Origin of the sequence: Paenibacillus qinlingensis, assembly GCF_013204845.1 — a bacterium.
GTDB lineage: Bacteria > Bacillota > Bacilli > Paenibacillales > NBRC-103111 > Paenibacillus_E > Paenibacillus_E qinlingensis.
Genome location: NZ_JABMKY010000007.1, coordinates 340,846 through 355,730, shown reverse-complemented (window position 1 = coordinate 355,730; position 14,885 = coordinate 340,846). Strand labels below are relative to the sequence as shown.

Annotated in this window: 20 protein-coding genes; 9 read left to right on the top strand and 11 right to left on the bottom strand. The window is 46.2% G+C overall.

Going from position 1 to position 14,885, the window contains the following annotated elements; genetic code table 11:
* From HQN88_RS37330 to HQN88_RS16340, 3 genes are all read right to left on the bottom strand, one after another.
* On the bottom strand, positions 1 to 252 hold a 252-nt coding region (locus HQN88_RS37330; RefSeq protein ID WP_216855722.1), incomplete at its 3' end, for a hypothetical protein.
* A 327-nt stretch (positions 253 to 579) separates the two neighbouring features.
* A complete protein-coding gene (locus tag HQN88_RS38095) occupies positions 580 to 705 on the bottom strand; it encodes a hypothetical protein (RefSeq protein ID WP_274318749.1) in 126 nt (41 codons plus the stop codon).
* A complete protein-coding gene (locus HQN88_RS16340; protein ID WP_173113965.1) occupies positions 702 to 1,487 on the bottom strand; it encodes an AraC family transcriptional regulator in 786 nt (261 codons plus the stop codon). The genes HQN88_RS38095 and HQN88_RS16340 overlap by 4 nt, the downstream gene beginning before the upstream one ends.
* Before the next feature lie 440 nt (positions 1,488 to 1,927).
* On the opposite strand from HQN88_RS16340, the gene HQN88_RS16335 reads away from it, so the two are divergent.
* From HQN88_RS16335 to HQN88_RS16305, 7 genes are all read left to right on the top strand, one after another.
* Positions 1,928 to 2,941, top strand: coding sequence for a glycosyltransferase family 2 protein (locus tag HQN88_RS16335; RefSeq protein WP_173113962.1), 1,014 nt, complete (start codon positions 1,928 to 1,930; stop codon positions 2,939 to 2,941).
* A gap of 4 nt (positions 2,942 to 2,945) precedes the next feature.
* Positions 2,946 to 3,383, top strand: a complete 438-nt coding sequence (locus tag HQN88_RS16330; protein WP_173113959.1) for a GtrA family protein — start codon at positions 2,946 to 2,948, stop codon at positions 3,381 to 3,383.
* Positions 3,384 to 3,417: 34 nt separating this feature from the next.
* Positions 3,418 to 3,711, top strand: coding sequence for an alpha/beta-type small acid-soluble spore protein (locus HQN88_RS16325; protein WP_173113956.1), 294 nt, complete (start codon positions 3,418 to 3,420; stop codon positions 3,709 to 3,711).
* Positions 3,712 to 3,818: 107 nt separating this feature from the next.
* Positions 3,819 to 4,262: an Hsp20/alpha crystallin family protein gene (locus tag HQN88_RS16320; protein ID WP_173113953.1), complete on the top strand. Its 444-nt coding sequence runs from the start codon at positions 3,819 to 3,821 to the stop codon at positions 4,260 to 4,262.
* A gap of 151 nt (positions 4,263 to 4,413) precedes the next feature.
* On the top strand, positions 4,414 to 4,632 hold the full coding sequence (locus tag HQN88_RS16315; RefSeq protein ID WP_173113950.1) for a hypothetical protein: 219 nt from the start codon (positions 4,414 to 4,416) through the stop codon (positions 4,630 to 4,632).
* 8 nt (positions 4,633 to 4,640) lie between these two features.
* Positions 4,641 to 5,129 carry a hypothetical protein gene (locus tag HQN88_RS16310; protein WP_173113947.1) on the top strand — a complete coding sequence of 163 codons (489 nt, stop codon included), beginning with the start codon at positions 4,641 to 4,643 and terminating at the stop codon, positions 5,127 to 5,129.
* Positions 5,130 to 5,146: 17 nt separating this feature from the next.
* A complete protein-coding gene (locus tag HQN88_RS16305; protein WP_274318748.1) occupies positions 5,147 to 5,500 on the top strand; it encodes a hypothetical protein in 354 nt (117 codons plus the stop codon).
* 23 nt (positions 5,501 to 5,523) lie between these two features.
* Here the strand turns inward: HQN88_RS16305 and HQN88_RS16300 are convergent, their stop codons facing one another.
* From HQN88_RS16300 to HQN88_RS16285, 4 genes are all read right to left on the bottom strand, one after another.
* Positions 5,524 to 5,784: a hypothetical protein gene (locus HQN88_RS16300; RefSeq protein ID WP_173113944.1), complete on the bottom strand. Its 261-nt coding sequence runs from the start codon at positions 5,782 to 5,784 to the stop codon at positions 5,524 to 5,526.
* A 21-nt stretch (positions 5,785 to 5,805) separates the two neighbouring features.
* Positions 5,806 to 6,048: a spore germination protein gene (locus HQN88_RS16295; RefSeq protein WP_057313021.1), complete on the bottom strand. Its 243-nt coding sequence runs from the start codon at positions 6,046 to 6,048 to the stop codon at positions 5,806 to 5,808.
* Positions 6,049 to 6,225: 177 nt separating this feature from the next.
* Positions 6,226 to 6,567, bottom strand: a complete 342-nt coding sequence (locus tag HQN88_RS16290) for a hypothetical protein (RefSeq protein WP_173113941.1) — start codon at positions 6,565 to 6,567, stop codon at positions 6,226 to 6,228.
* A 105-nt stretch (positions 6,568 to 6,672) separates the two neighbouring features.
* Positions 6,673 to 8,223 carry an FAD-dependent oxidoreductase gene (locus HQN88_RS16285; RefSeq protein ID WP_246320271.1) on the bottom strand — a complete coding sequence of 517 codons (1,551 nt, stop codon included), beginning with the start codon at positions 8,221 to 8,223 and terminating at the stop codon, positions 6,673 to 6,675.
* A 162-nt stretch (positions 8,224 to 8,385) separates the two neighbouring features.
* Between HQN88_RS16285 and HQN88_RS16280 the strand changes: the two genes are divergently transcribed.
* Positions 8,386 to 8,925, top strand: coding sequence for a GNAT family N-acetyltransferase (locus HQN88_RS16280; protein WP_173113935.1), 540 nt, complete (start codon positions 8,386 to 8,388; stop codon positions 8,923 to 8,925).
* 1,242 nt (positions 8,926 to 10,167) lie between these two features.
* On the opposite strand, the gene HQN88_RS16275 is transcribed toward HQN88_RS16280, so the two are convergent.
* The 4 genes from HQN88_RS16275 to HQN88_RS16260 form a co-directional block, all read right to left on the bottom strand.
* Positions 10,168 to 10,401 (bottom strand): DUF1128 domain-containing protein, encoded by a 234-nt coding sequence (locus HQN88_RS16275; RefSeq protein WP_420794129.1) that lies wholly within the window; start codon positions 10,399 to 10,401, stop codon positions 10,168 to 10,170.
* Between the two features lie 115 nt (positions 10,402 to 10,516).
* Positions 10,517 to 11,173, bottom strand: a complete 657-nt coding sequence (locus HQN88_RS16270; protein ID WP_173113932.1) for a TetR/AcrR family transcriptional regulator — start codon at positions 11,171 to 11,173, stop codon at positions 10,517 to 10,519.
* Positions 11,174 to 11,232: 59 nt separating this feature from the next.
* Entirely contained in the window at positions 11,233 to 11,874 is a 642-nt protein-coding gene (locus tag HQN88_RS16265; protein ID WP_173113930.1) for a YigZ family protein, read from the bottom strand.
* A 165-nt stretch (positions 11,875 to 12,039) separates the two neighbouring features.
* The gene (locus tag HQN88_RS16260) at positions 12,040 to 13,395 is read right to left on the bottom strand and encodes a glucose-6-phosphate isomerase (protein WP_173113927.1); all 1,356 of its coding nucleotides are present in this window, start codon (positions 13,393 to 13,395) and stop codon (positions 12,040 to 12,042) included.
* Positions 13,396 to 13,518: 123 nt separating this feature from the next.
* Here HQN88_RS16260 and HQN88_RS16255 point away from each other — a divergent pair, with 123 nt between their 5' ends.
* Positions 13,519 to 14,805, top strand: a complete 1,287-nt coding sequence (locus tag HQN88_RS16255; RefSeq protein ID WP_173113924.1) for an NAD(P)-binding domain-containing protein — start codon at positions 13,519 to 13,521, stop codon at positions 14,803 to 14,805.
* Positions 14,806 to 14,885 lie beyond the last annotated feature (80 nt).

Below are 14,885 nucleotides of genomic sequence, written 5' to 3'. Positions count from 1 at the left end.
GTCACTCTTGTCACTCTTGTCACTCTTGTCACTCTTGTCACTCTTGTCACTCTTGTCACTCTTGTCACTCTTGTCACTCTTGTCACTCTTGTCACTCTTGTCACTCTTGTCACTCTTGTCAGTCTTGTCAGTCTTGTCACCTTTTAGCAATCCCAACTCTCCCCCTGCATCTTTAACTGTAAAAACTCCAGCTATTTTCGACACTATTCCATGTTTTTGGTATTTAAACGGAAAAATTCCAGTTAATTTCACCTATTTCTCTCTTGTAGAAGGAAATGGTCAATATTAACTGGAGAAAATACAGTTACTTCACATATTTGCCCATATTCGCACAGATTAGATGGAGAAAATCCAGTTATTTTCCCAAGAGACCACCTATAGGCTAGCGTTTCTGCAAACTCGAATAAATTGAGAGGGGCGGGGGTATCGGTAGGCTCGATTCTGGCGATTGCGTCAGTTGTTTAGCTACCATTCCGAAGCTGCGTTACTTGATCTACTGAATCGATTACATCGATTGCGTCCGCTTTGCACCTATCTGCTGTATCGATTACGTCGATTGCGTCCACTTTGCCCTTGTATCTACTGCATCGATTGCGTCCACTTTGCCCTTGTATCTACTGCATCGATTGCGTCCACTTTCCCCCTTGTTTCTGCCATATCGATTGCGCCCTCTGTGTCGGTATCTATCGATTGGTCAACTCTCAACGCACCACCCCAAGCCCCAACAACCACTTCTTATACACCGTCGGTGTAACGCCCAGACATCTCTTGAACTCTTTTGAAAAGTGAGCATAATCATGATAACCGAACTGGTCCATACAGCTCGCGATATCAATCGTCGGGTTGAAGAAAATCTGGAGCCGAGCCAAGTTAAAACGAGACACGGAGTTTAATCTTTTAGGTGACATCCCTACGAGTTCTGAACAAATCCGCTCAAAATGCCGCTGTGAATATCCGCTCTCGGCTACGCTAATCGGAACATCCTGTTCCATCGGTGTGCGATATAGTTTAGACAATATATTAATCATCGCGGCATGCTTGGTTTCTGGTTGGAAATGACGATAGAGATAAGCCGTCAGCAAAGCGATACCCTCGTCCAAACCAGCCTCTGCCAACTGCGGAACTAGCTCGGTAAGTTCGTGTTCGGGAAATAAATCAGCGAGCGGAAGAAACTTATCCATTAATGCACGATGATCCATCTCTTTGAAGCCACGCAACCCCCAGGGAAGCAATCGCACGCCGAATAAACGGATAGGACCTTCTGCAGTAAGCGGATGATAGCGTGAAAGGGCTCCGATAAAAAATGCTCTTGGCAGAACTTGCCCACCAATCGAATAATCGGCTCCATAATGAAAAATCAGCTCTTGGCAGCCATCTGGCCACAAGGTTTCCCCCTCTTCCGCCGCGCTGTAATCCCGCTCCAAGTACCAATAACATTGTATATACCGCTGCAAAGTCTCATCCGGCTGGCGTTCCTCATAACGCATGCGTCTCAATACCTCCCTTCTCGAACATCACTTTCATGTTTGCAGTTCCCCTTACGCTCTCCCCATTTAGGTACTCTTCCCCCTACCAGTCCCACAAAATGGACACGTTGCCCAATTATTTATTCCGCATGCGGGTCATTCATCCATACACCTTCTAGTCAGATGACATATAGTAATTTTGTGAAGGGAGGGATTGACATGAGTTGTGGTTGCGGAACTGGTGGCGTAGGTTATTCAAGCACTGCAGTAGTTCTCGTTCTATACGTCCTCTTGGTTATCGTTCTTAGTACGTTCGGGTTTGGTTGGTAATATAGATTGCCTTACAGCGGCTGGGACGGTGATTCCGTTCTGGCCGCTTACTTTTTTTAGTCCTTTTAGCTATAATAAAAGCTTAAGCATGAATTTCATCTATTCCCTATTTAGGACGGAGACGAGGTACTGTGTCTATACCGATTTTGACCATTGTGGTCCCTTGTTATAACGAAGAAGAAGTCCTCCCCGAAACTGTATTTCAACTGAGTGAAGTATTAGATTCGCTCATCACAGATCAATTGGTCGCCCCTAATAGTACGGTATTATTTGTAGATGATGGCAGTAAAGATGCAACATGGTCGCTTATTGAGCGATTCCACCTTTCCAATCCATTCATTACCGGACTTAAGCTGGCCAAAAATGCTGGTCATCAAAGCGCCTTGCTTGCTGGACTTCTGAAAGCGAAAGCGTATTCCGACTGTGTCGTTTCCATCGATGCGGATCTGCAGGATGATACTTCTGTCATTCGTGAATTTCTCGTGAAGTTCCATGAAGGCTACGATATAGTCTATGGCATTCGTCAGGATCGTTCAGCTGATACTTTTTTCAAGCGAGCAACAGCCCAAGGCTTTTATAAACTCATGACCTCTCTAGGTGTAAAAATTCAGTACAATCATGCGGATTTCCGCTTAATGAGCAAGCGTACTCTCGATAATTTGGAGAAGTTTCAAGAGGTTAATCTATTCCTCCGCGGCTTAGTCCCCCTGCTAGGATTTCCCTCTACACAGGTCTATTATGACCGGAAGGAACGATTTGCTGGTGAATCCAAATATCCGCTGCGCAAAATGCTCGCTTTTGCCTTCGATGGCATCACCTCATTCAGTGTAACTCCCATTCGGTTGGTTACGGTGATGGGCTTCCTGCTCTTCGCACTTAGCGTAGTTGCTGCTATTTATGCAATTGTAGGCAAATTCCTAGGCGCGAACGTAACGGGTTGGACTTCACTTATTCTCTCTGTCTGGTTCATCGGCGGTGTGCAGTTGCTAGCGATTGGTTTGATCGGCGAATACATAGGTAAAATTTATAAAGAAGTGAAGCAGCGTCCGCTTTTTGTTATCGAAAAGGAATTAACCGAGGGAGCGGCTCAGGAACAGGCATCTGCCACTTCGCAGGCGAACCAACCTGCCTCTGCAAGGCGGTAATGGAATGACCTCCACTTCACTCAAATCCTTGCTAACAGGCAGCTTTGCGCGTTTCTTACTTGTTGGTGTGTTGAATACGCTGGTGGGTCTGTCCGCCAGTTTTGCTCTTTTTAACCTGCTACATCTGAATTATTGGCTATCTACGTTTGGCGGGAATACGATTGGTGCTGTAGTGAGTTATGTGCTTAACCGCACGTTTACCTTTCGTTCGAATGCCAGCATCGGCAGCAGTTGGTGGAAGTTCGGACTGGTCATTCTCATCTGCTACGGATGTTCTTACGGGATTAGCTGGCTGCTTGCCGAAGCGCTTCGTTCCTACATCTCAAATGCCAGTACGAGCTGGCTCCATAACGGTGCTATCCTGGTCGGAAATGGCTTGTACACGATTGGCAATTATGTCGGGCATAAATATTTCACCTTCCGTACTCATGATCCTAAATGAGGCAGGGCATCCTACACCTAAGAGGTGATTGACGATGTCACGAAGAAGAAGAAACCGGGCTATGGTGCCCGGATCCGAACATGGCTTAGGGCTTCTCAAGGCTCACGTTATGCAAAATCAAGGGTATGCTGTTAATCCGCAGCAACCTGATCTTGTCAAATACGAGGTTGCCCGTACACTTGGTGTCCCTTTGCAGCAAGGGTACAATGGACACCTTAGTTCAGAAGACGCCGGCAGAGTCGGCGGTCCAATCGGTGGAGCAATGGTGAAGGAGCTCGTACGCATGGCGCAACAGCAGCTAGCGAATGGGCGGCCTCCTCAGCAGTAAGCACGTCCCATTTAGATGCCAGCCATAATCCGGCGTATTCCCACATAAACTAGTAGCAAGCTGCTTGCAGCTCTACTTTTAATGGTGAAGTCAGGTGATGATGGCAGATGAATCCTCCAGGCAATCGTTCGTCAAAACCCGATTGGAAGGGACTGTCGGCGCAAGCCGGCGATGTGCTAGGCCCCGAGTTCTGGCAGGACATTGCCAGTATTATTCCACTAACCGGACCCAGAGTTGATATGTATGAAACGCCGCAGGAACTCGTAGTGGTCGCAGAGGTTCCAGGATTGTCGTCCCCTGAGAACATCCAGCTATCCTTCCGCGACCAGTCTCTCCTCATCCGAGGGATGCTCGTTCGTCCTTATCAGGTTAGTGACGAGCAAATGCGGCTGTCTGAGCGCTATTTTGGCACATTTGAGCGAGCGATCCGCTTGCCTGGCAGGGCTTTGACGGATGGGATGCGTGCACAGTATCATAATGGTTTGCTGATCATTCGTATTCCGCTTGCTCCAGAGGGTGGCGAGAAGGTTATCCCCATACAGTTTACTTAAGACAACGGTTGAAGAAGATTGCCGACTCCCTTTTCACGAAGGTGGAGCCACGGTGATCTTTTTGTTTTGCAAAAAAAGAAATGATTCTGCGTTTGTCCCCATATAAATAGAAAGAGAACTTTGCGAAATCGAGGATTTGGAGGGAATGCTCATGGTTCGGATCCAATTTCAATCCATTCATATTGATGACATAGCGGAAAACTCTAGCGTTAACAAGGGCAGCAACCGGATCAGCGGCAGACGACATTCTTCCAAGACGAATCAAGGGCTCGGGGCTATACTTGGTGAGCGTAATGTGGCGTTGGGTGGGAAGCATACAGTCCTGGATAACGATACATTTGATGTTAAACCGAATACACGAAAGAGCTGAGCTAATCTATGTGGTTTCAAAAAAAGAAAACACCGCCGCCTCCAACTGCACCCTCTAACGCGACTCCCAAACCTTCGATGAGAAACGAATCCATTTCAAACTCACAATCGCATACCGTTCACTTATTGGAACAGCGGCTGCGAAGACTGGAAGAACAGTTGGCCGACCTCTCTGCCAAGCATCCACGCATTCATATTGATAACCTTCACGTTCATCAGCCTGTTCTCGAAAACTTAACGTTTCGTCTCGATCATCTCGATATTAAGGAGCTTAGCGGTTCATTAAATTTGGGCAACAATTTCGGTGCTAAGCCGAATGGAAAAGCCCAGGATGAGGCCGTGGATAAGGTCTTCCAGCGTTCTCAGGTCACTAAAGAACCGCGACAGGAGCGATCATCAGACGGCCTCTCGAATTCGTCACCTGTACAAGAAGGTTCCGGTCCTGAGCGAACCTCAACTGGCTACCGCTATACCCCTCCCCAGTCGTCAAAAGTATAGAGATGAGGTGATTGACTGTGTCATCGTTCATGTCTCCAACCTTTATCATCGGTTCGATCCGGATTGGATCCGTGGAAAGTGCATCCTGCATCAACATGGGAAATAATTGGCCCACTGACTTTCAAAGTAATCAAAAAACAGTGCAAGGCTTTGGCGCCGTCGAAGGGGATCATAATCAATTGGTCGGCACTCGTTCTATGCTGAACGATTCCGACTTCCTTGACATGCTCAATGTCGGCGATAACGATACGCCGGAGTGGCTCCAAGAGATGATAACCGTGCAAGCGCAAGCGTCGGGTTTCACCGCTGGGGCTGCCCCCTCTTCACCCCAAGCAGATGCAACAACAAAAGCTCCGCAAACGGCCGAGTAAGGCTGCCCGCGGAGCTTTATTTTTTAAACACGGCCAATGATCAAGTCACCCTTGGTATATGGTGCATCAATGATATCGTTATCGTACACGGTGTTAATATTGTTCCACACCACGTTATGCTCACCACTTACTTCACCAAGGCCACTATTGCTTTTGCCGCTCGTTGACCAATTCACTTGCGCGTTCGTACCAATGAATATGCCAGAAGCATCGGTGATCGAATTGACATGAATCGAATCAAATTGAATCAATGGCGGGTCTAACGGTCCGGGTAGATTCAGCATCGCTTACAACCACCCTTCATTTTAAACTTGATTCGTTAAAGCTGGTTTAAAATCCTGATCGTTAATTGGTGCATCAATAAAGTCATTATCAAAGATGGTATTGACGAAGTTACAGGCGATCGAATTGCCGATGAATTCACCGGTGCCGTAATTGTTTTTACTATGGGAATCCCAGCTGGATTGTGCATTCTCACCAATCCCGATCGTTGCATTCGTATTCTGATTATTAATATTGATCATGTTAAACACGATGGAACTCGGCATGCTGCTCACTCCCTGTCCGCGATTGGTTCTAGGGCTGCTCCCTCATGCACGGGACCCTGCCGTAAACCTGTATCTTAGCCTATTCAGTGAGCAGGGAAATGGTGCGGCCTTTCAAAGACGCTTTATCCAAATGAAAAAAGACTCTTCCCAGAAGGAAAGAGTCTTCGAACACGATGATCAGAACCAGAGTCCTGGACCACCGAAACCACCAAAGCCGCCACCAAAGCCAGGCCCAAAGCCACCGCCAAATCCAGGGCCAAAGCCGCCACCAAAACCACCAAAGCCACCACCGAAACCACCATATGCATAAGGTGCCGTGCCAATTGCCAACAAATCAAATAGTACCAACGGGATAATCGCTTTTACTTGCACTTTTTTCCCATTTTGTGGAGCAACCATCAACGTGTTACCGCTGATTCGCACCAATTTACCAGTTACCTGTGTACCATCCTTTTTAACAGCCACAATTTCTTTCCCGATCAATTTACGAACTTCTTCTTTACGAATTTTGGATGCCACGAACGTCCACCTCCTCTTTACCCAATAGAGATACATTGCTCTACAGTGTATGGCATATGGGGTAACATCGCATGGATAGCTGTCCATTTTGCAGCAAAAATACGCTCATGTCTCTACAGAAAGCTTGGTCAATGCTCTTTTAGCTGGTCCTTCAATGACATCACCTTGGAACGAATATCTAGAACCGTGACATGGACAATCCCATGTACGCTCCGCATCATTCCAATCCACTTCACATCCCAAATGGGTACAAGTCGTATCAACGATGTGCAGTTCGCCATTCGGTTCTCTGTACGCACCAGCTCTCTTCCCGTTCACGCTGACAACAGACCCTTCATCAGGCAACAGTTCTTCGGGTTGCTTATGCAACAAATCAAACTTACCCGCAACAAACTCTTTCGCGACATTGGCATTCTGCATGACAAATGTTCGGATACTAGGATCGGCATGGAACCGATGCGGTGTGAATACGTCTTCATAGGGGCTCTTCTCCCCTAGAATGATCTTCGTATTCAGCAGCGCCGCTGTCATGCTGGTCGTCATTCCCCATTTGCGAAAGCCGGTCGCCATCAAGAGGTGAGGAGCATCGGAAAATTGCTTTCCGATATAGGGCATTTTATCCAGTGTGAACACATCTTGAGCGGACCAACGATACAAAATCTCCTTGAGTCCGAACATGTCCTCGCCGAACTTCTGAAGATTTTCATAATACTGATGGGTGCATAAGCCTTGCCCGGTCTTATGACCCTCCCCTCCGATAAGTACAGCAGGTTCCCCATGGATGGTGACAGCACGAAGAGAACGACTTGGCTGCTCCACATTGATGTACATCCCGCCAGGGAAAGCTTTCTCCGTCCGCACTGCAAGGACATACGACTTCTCCGCATGCAGACGAGTGAAATAAGCGCCCTTGATGTCATTGAACGGATAGTGGGAAGCTGTGACCACATAATTGCAAGTAACATAATTCCCTTGCTTTGTTGTGACAACGGATGGCTGTTCATGAGTCGCACCAACGACGGTTGTTCCTTCATAAATTTGACCGCCCAGTTTCGTAATCTCCTGAAGGAGTCTGATCAGGTAAGGCACAGGATTAAACCTAGCCTGATCCTTTAATCGAATGGCTGCTTTCGTCGCGAAAGGCAGCGGTGTGGATTCCAAATAGTCACCACCGATTTGCATCTGCCCATAGGCCATATATTCATCTTGTAGTTGTTGTAGATACGCATCATCACTCGTATAGAGATAAGCATCTTCTTCCGTAAGCTGACATTCAATGCCTAGTTCAGTAATCGTTTGTTTGATAAGAACCAATGCTTCTTGATTAGCCTCATAATAGAGACGAGTCTTCTCCTCTCCAAAATGAGAAAGAAACTCATGATAGATAAGTCCATGCTGCGTTGTGATTTTGGCGGTTGTATGTCCTGTCGTTCCTTCTAAGATTGGACCCGCATTCAGAACAACAACTTTAACGCCTTTCTTAGCCAGTAAATACGCTGTGGTTATCCCTGTAATACCTGCACCAATGACAACTACATCGGTCTTCAAATCGGCTGTCAGCGCAGGAAACTGAGGGAGCTTATCGACAGAATCCAGCCAAAATGACTGGGGGAATTGCGGTAAAGTAGCGGCGGAAGCCTCTCCATGTTGCGTCAATTTTACGTTCTCCTTTTGTTCCATTTTCTACCTATTTTGTCCTTGGTGGGGGAATTGTATGTATGTAGTGGGGATTACAATTTGCCATGGAACATATGTTCCGATATGATGAAGTTAACATCAGAACCAAATATAAATTTACAATTAGCTAGGAGTGAGTAAATGTCAGAGAACGTGAAGGGCACACTCGTTAACATCGTACCTTGGTCCGAATCCAACCTCGAACTTCTTCGGCTCATCAATTCTCCTGAGATGATGGAACATCTGGGTGGTCCCGAGACTGAGGAGCAGCTGGCAATTCGCCACAAACGGTATCTCGCAATCAGCGGCAAAGGCACGGGGCATATGTTTAGCATCGTACTGCTGCCTAATCATGAAGTCGTGGGTAGTATTGGCTACTGGGATAGTCAATGGCAAGGACAACATGTATACGAAGTCGGTTGGAGTGTCCTGCCAGACTTTCAAGGACGAGGGCTGGCTAGTGCGGCTTTGCTTGCAGCTATTACTCATGCGAGTTCCGAAGCCAAATTTCGGTGGATGCATGCTTTTCCCTCCATTCACAATCCAGCATCGAATGCTGTTTGTCGTAAACTTAACTTTACGCAGATGAGCGAGTGTGAATTCGAGTATCCACCTGGACATTTCATGCAATGTAACGATTGGCGATTGGATCTCGCTGATTCCAGAATGCCGATTGAATGATTTAGCTACTGTATCTAGCATTTGGCGGTCACTAGGATCGCTGAAAGTAGAAATCAGCTCAGCTGCTGCCAGTGTGGGGCTGATACTGGGGATGCTGGGGTTGCTGGGGTGGATTAACTGGATTTTCTACAGCTAAATCCGGGGAAATCTAGCATTGTTGGGGTTTAACTGGATTTCCTACAGCTAATTTTGCTCAAAATGACTGTTTTGATGGAATGTGCAGAAATTAACGGGAGAAAATCCAGTTGTTTTCCAAAAACCGGAGATTTGGCTCGAATTAGATGCAGAAAATCCAGTTATTTACTCAATCAGGATGACTTGCGGCAGGTAAGGGGAAACGAAATAGGTGGGTAAGGAGGGCGTTGGAGGTAGTCAGGATAAAGAGAAGAATGTGCGAAAAGTGGAGTAGCGTGTGTTAGTGGAGTACCCTGGGCTAGTTGGAGTAGCGTGTGCTGGTTGGAGTAGCGTGTGCTGGTTGGAGTAGTGTGCGCTACTGGAGTACCGTGGTCTTGTGGAGTAGCGTGGGCTTGTGGAGTAGCGTGTTTGTGGAGTACCGTTTGCTTGTGGAGTAACCTGTGCCAGTTGGAGTAGCGTGTTAGCGGAGTACCGTGGGCTTATGGAAAATGTGGAGTAATGAGTAGCAAGGAAGTGAGTGGAAGCTATGAATGTAGTGCCCGCTGGAGTACGGTTGTTGATTTTCTGAAAACTCTGAAGTCTTTAAAGTTCTCTCACCCTGTGAGAAAACCTCTATCGAGGAGAGACTTTGGTCTACGCCTAAAGATCCCTATATGGTTTTATCGCCAAATAGAAAGATGTTTTCGGGATCCGAAAACTTATACTTTCTATTGTGGTCAGAAATGCAAAAGAGCACTTTTCGAATGGGTGCCCCCCACCGTTATTGGAAATTGATGCGAATAGGCATCAATTTGGACTGATTTCAAAAGATTATCCTTAAATACACTAAAAAGGTTGCCTTTTTGCACGTATTTATCAATTTCAACCCTAATTTAGTGAGAAAGGTTGTATTTTTGCATTTTTGAGGAAGGGGAGCAATGAGCGAGAGTGATCCATCCAGCCCCCGCGCTGTCCCCCGTAGTTCCACGTTCGGGCTTCGAGCTTCGAGCTTGTGGGTCGGCTATCGAGGCGAATACACAATAAAAAACCGCTCTTCCAACACAAGGTCAGAAACAGCGGCAAGCTTATGAGGTGAGGCGGTCTGCTTTTAGAATAAGTATGAGTCTACTATGCTTTACGAATTTTTCCAAGCTCGGTCGTGATCGCATCAATCTCGCTAATGCTGAAACGATCCTTGCTCGTAACCATATCATAAAGATCTTTCAAATCCTCGTACTTTTCTTCTTTCACGTTAGAGGCTTTAATGGATCCTCCTGTTGCCATACGCAGCTTTCTTGTAATACCTTCAAACATAAATTCAACGTTCGCTTCCGACCATATATTCAAATCCAATGTAATCATCCTTCCATCGCTGTCTTTTCATCATTTTAAAGCACATACAGGGTATTGTAAAATACAGTTTGTCTCATTATGCAAAAAAGAAGCAAAGACAGAACGTCTCGCTTCCATATTTCTTCTATATCACGATTGATTTAAGTACATTCGGCCCAACCATTTTGACTAACGGACGTTGCAATTCAGCGGAATCGACATCCAGACTAACACAGATAAGGCGAATATGCTCGTCAGCCAATTTGCGTGCATCCTCGTAGGATAGCTTAAACTGAATACAATAGGAGATAAAGCCATGTAAAGACATAAACAAATTCCAAGGAAGTGTAAACTTCCGACTCTCAGCTCCTGGCTGATCTACCATCACTTCACGAATCACAATGGCAAACATGTCCAAGCACTGCGCTTGTTCGGTACGCGAGTACTGCTGTAGTTCTGGCTCGTTAATCATAAACATCATTTCGTAGTGATTCGGATTACTTAACCCAAACCAAACGAATTCCATCATTAACTTTTGGAGCAAATTCACGCTAAACCCATGCTCACGAATAATCATTTCCCGCTGACGCTGCAGCAGTAAGGCGAAATCGTCTTTAATTAGTGCATAAAATAATTCAGCTTTCTCATTAAAATGGTAATATAACGCACCATGACTGTACCCCATTGCTTTAGCAATGCTTCGCATCGTTAAAGCGCGATAGCCGAAAGTAGCGAATAATTCCCGCGCCTCTGTAAGAATTCGTTCTCTGCTAAGCTCTTGCGCGACTGCTTTCCTAGCCATTCCTATCCCTCCGCATCCTCAGCTCATATGAAATTTGTTGGGTCTTCTGGGGAGCCTGCCTATTCAGGCAAGCTCTCATGAACGATATATTCGTTCCTACCCGCGACGATCAAGCTTTGACCTTGTGTAACATCAGTTGCCCAATTCATGAATGCTTCCGCTTCAGCTGCTAAGGGGTAACAAGGAACGGTTACTTTGTCCGTAAATCCAATATCCCCTAACAGCATCCCTTGATTTCTCAGTTCATTTTCCAGCTTGCCATACCATGTATAATCGACTTCAATCAGCACGAGCTGATGATTTACTTTATAAATCGGCTTTCCTGCTTCTATGCCTGCCACAGCCCCATCCGTATAAGCACGAATAAGTCCGCCAGCACCTAACATGATGCCACCAAAATAACGAGTAACAGCGACAACGGTATTCTTGAGCCCTTGATGCTTCATCACTTCCAGAATCGGCTTCCCTGCGGTACCGCTGGGTTCTCCATCATCGGATTGCTTCTGGATTTGATCCCGCTCACCAATGATATACGCACTGCAATTATGCGTCGCCGACCTGTGTTCCTTCTTGATCGCTTCAATAAACTGGATTGCTTCTTCTTCTGACTCTACGGGTTTAGCATGACCGATGAAACGTGACTTCTTGATGATAATCTCAGACGAACCATACGAATGGATTGTGCGATAATGTGCTAGCATAGCCAACCTTTCTCGGTAGAAGGAAACAACTGTTTCACTATATTCTACACACAACGTTAGACTTCGACAATATAGAAAGAAAATTTACCACATAAATAATGGAAAAAAAGGTGCAAAAAAACGACCTATCCGATAGGATTGATCGTTTTTTTTGTGAGATGCTAATTACTGCTGCAAACGAGCTTCAAGTTCTGCTTTTTCTTTCTCATAGCCAGGCTTGCCTAAGAGAGCAAACATGTTCTTTTTGTACGCTTCAACACCCGGTTGATCGAACGGATTCACACCCATCAAGTAACCGCTGATGCCGCATGCTTTTTCAAAGAAATAGACCATGTATCCGAAAGAGTAAGGCGTCATATCCGGCAATGTTACGATCAGGTTCGGTACTTGACCGTCTGTATGCGCAAGCATCGTGCCTTGGAATGCCTTCTTGTTTACGAAATCCATGGTTTTGCCGCTAAGGAAATTCAGACCATCCAGATCATCTGCATCTGTACCGATCGTGATATGATCAGCCACTTGATCAACTTGGATAACCGTTTCGAACAAAATGCGATTACCATCTTGAACGAATTGTCCCATGGAATGAAGATCCGTTGAGAAGTCTACGGAAGCAGGATAAATCCCTTTGTAGTCCTTCCCTTCGCTCTCACCGAACAATTGCTTCCACCACTCCGAAACGAAATGCAGGGATGGCTCATAGTTCACGAGGATCTCAATCGTTTTGCCTTTACGATACAAGGAGTTACGAACAGCTGCATATTGGTAGGCTTGGTTTTCGCTCAGTTTCGGATTCGAGAATTCTTGCTGCGCATCTGCCGCACCTTTCATGATTGCTTCAACGTCAATGCCAGCTGTCGCAATAGGAAGCAATCCAACCGCGGTTAACACGGAGTATCGTCCACCAACATCATCCGGAATAACGAACGTTTCGTAGCCTTCTGCTGTTGCTAAAGTTTTGAGCGCGCCCTTCTCTTGATCCGTTGTTGCGTAGATACGTTTGCGAGCGGCTTCCTTGCCGTACTTCTTCTCCAATAGTTCGCGGAAAATACGGAAAGCAATCGCTGGCTCCGTTGTTGTACCGGATTTGGAGATCACGTTCACGGAGAAATCTTTGCCTTCAAGCAATTGAAGCAAGTGTGTGACATATGTAGAAGAGATGTTATTTCCTACGAAATAAATCTCAGGTGTTTTACGTTTATCTTTTGGCAAAATGTTATAAAAAGAATGAGACAACATTTCTAGTGCCGCACGTGCGCCTAGATAGGAGCCACCAATACCGATCACAACAAGAACGTCGGAATCCGATTGAATTTGCTTCGCAGATGTTTGAATGCGGGCAAACTCTTCACGATTGTAGTTCTCAGGAAGATCTACCCATCCTAAATAGTCAGAACCTGCGCCTGTTTTGTTATGCAGTTGATCATGGGCTAGCTCCACTTGAGCCGACAAATAATCGACCTCATGCTGGGACAAAAAAGATAATGCCTTGCTGTAATCAAATTGTAATTTTTTACTCAATAGGTTCGCCTCCATCTCTATTTTTACCTTTTCCTAGCATACTTATTTGCTTGTCCAAAAGCAAGCGAGAAAGGAATTCACAGGTATTAATTCCCATGCTAAAATGAAGTCAGAGGTGAGGACATGAAACGTATCGGCTTTATTGGACTTGGCACAATGGGTAGGCCCATGGCTGCTAACCTTATTCAAAAAGGTTTTATGGTAACTGTATATAATCGTACTGCTGGAAAAGCGGACGAGCTTGGGCGATTAGGGGCTGAAGTTAGCCTCACACCTGCCGAAGTCGCTCGCAACTCCGATGTCCTATTTACGATGCTCAGCAACGATGCTGCGCTTCTCGAAACATTTTACAGTGAGCAAGGTATTCTGAGCGGAATTCATCCGGCACTCACCATTATTGACACCAGCACCGTATCTCCCCAAACAAGTCAAAAGCTCGCGGAAGAGCTCGCAGCACATTTCGTCGACTTCCTCGACGCGCCTGTTACAGGTACGAAGCCCGCTGCTGAAGCTGCTACGCTTACGTTCATGGTTGGCGGCAGCCGAGAAGTATTCGAGGAGCAGCAAGAATTGTTCCACGTACTTGGCAGCAAAGCTCTTTACCTAGGGCCGAGCGGTTCTGGTTCTTATGCGAAGCTCGCTCACAATACAATGGTCGGAATTAATCTTGCAGGACTTGCCGAAGGCTTGTCTATCGCAACGAAGGCTGGCATTCATCCTAGCCAATTCTTAGAAATCGTCCGCTCCGGCGGAGCCAATAGCAAGCAAGTCGAGCTCAAAGGCGATAAAATTCTCGATCGCGATTTCAGCAATCAATTCTCCTTGAAGTTGATGCTAAAAGATTTGCAGCTCGCACAAGAAATAACTGGTAAATTTCAATTGCCGACGCCAATGCTGCAATCTGCCACCAATCTATTCCAGATCGGCCTAAGCAAAGGCTTAGGTGAAGAAGATCTTAGCGCTGTCATTAAGTGCTATGAGGAATGGATGGGGCAAGAGGTTGTAAAGCCAAGTGAGCCTATTGCTACGGAACCGGTGAAAGTTGCTTCTCCGCTCTCGGGTCGCGAACGTCGTAAGAATACACGGGTACAGCTGGATATTAACTTGAAGCTGTCCATTTATCAGTGGGAGCAAGAAGGCTCTTTTTCCGGACAAAATATTGACGGAACTCTCTTCGATTTATCCGAGAGCGGACTGCAGATCACAACCGATGTGCTGCTTGCGCCGGATATGTTCGTCGTCATCCACTTCCCTCAGGAAGCTGGATTACCTCCAATCACGGGTCGCGTCATTCGCATCGTGACCGAAGGTCGCAGCTTCCGCTATGGTTGTATGCTGTCTGGTTTGCCGCCGTATGTGCGGATTAAGTTGGAGCAGTATATTGAGGATCATATTACGAGTGCGGTGTAGTATATTCTAATAGAAAAAGAACACTGTGTCTTCCTTCAATGGAAGAGGCGGTGTTCTTTTTAAGTTTCATTGCAATTGGT